This is a genomic window from Pseudoxanthomonas mexicana (genome assembly GCF_001556105.1).
GTDB classification, from domain to species: Bacteria; Pseudomonadota; Gammaproteobacteria; order Xanthomonadales; family Xanthomonadaceae; genus Pseudoxanthomonas_A; species Pseudoxanthomonas_A mexicana_A.
Map to the genome: position 1 here is coordinate 1 of NZ_LSIF01000048.1, position 574 is coordinate 574.

Here is a 574-nt window from a genome sequence, read left to right on the forward strand (position 1 = left end):
TTAGAAGAACCGATGTTTTCGATGCAACGTTGGATGTTTTTGATGCAACGTTGGGCCTTAATGAGAGACGAGCGCGTCTTTTTGCGTCACCGATCAGTGACGTAGGGCGGGCTCAAGCCCGCCACCCCCGACCCGCTCACCGCTCTCCCCCCACGCTCACAACCTCCGGTTCCGCCGCCGCCCAATCGAGGGGATAGAAGCCGGCCGACACCCATCGCCGGAACGAGGAATACGGCCAATCAGCCGAGCGTGCCGCATGCCCATGCTTCACGGGATTGATGTGCACATAGTCGACGTGATGACGCAGGTCCGCTTCATCGCGTATCAGGTGCTCCCAGTAGCGGCGTTGCCAGATGCCACGCTCACGGCGGGCGATGCGCTGCGGCGAGCGGCGCTCGCTGATCGGCAATGTCCGGCTGAAGGTGGATTTGATCTGTGCCCAGCGGTTGGCGTTGTCGGCGTCGCCGTCCGGCAGCCGCCACACGCAATGCAGATGGTCCGGTAACACCACGATGGCCAGGGTAATCCCCCCGCAGATTAGCAGACCTCAGAAGTGGAATTTTCTCGTACGCTT

At 61.3% G+C, this 574-nt stretch carries 1 protein-coding gene; it reads right to left on the bottom strand.

Going from position 1 to position 574, the window contains the following annotated elements; translation table 11 throughout:
• Window positions 1-136: 136 nt before the first annotated feature.
• Window positions 137-511, bottom strand: a complete 375-nt coding sequence (locus AX730_RS07935) for an REP-associated tyrosine transposase (protein WP_198147083.1) — start codon at window positions 509-511, stop codon at window positions 137-139.
• Between the last annotated feature and the right edge of the window lie 63 nt (window positions 512-574).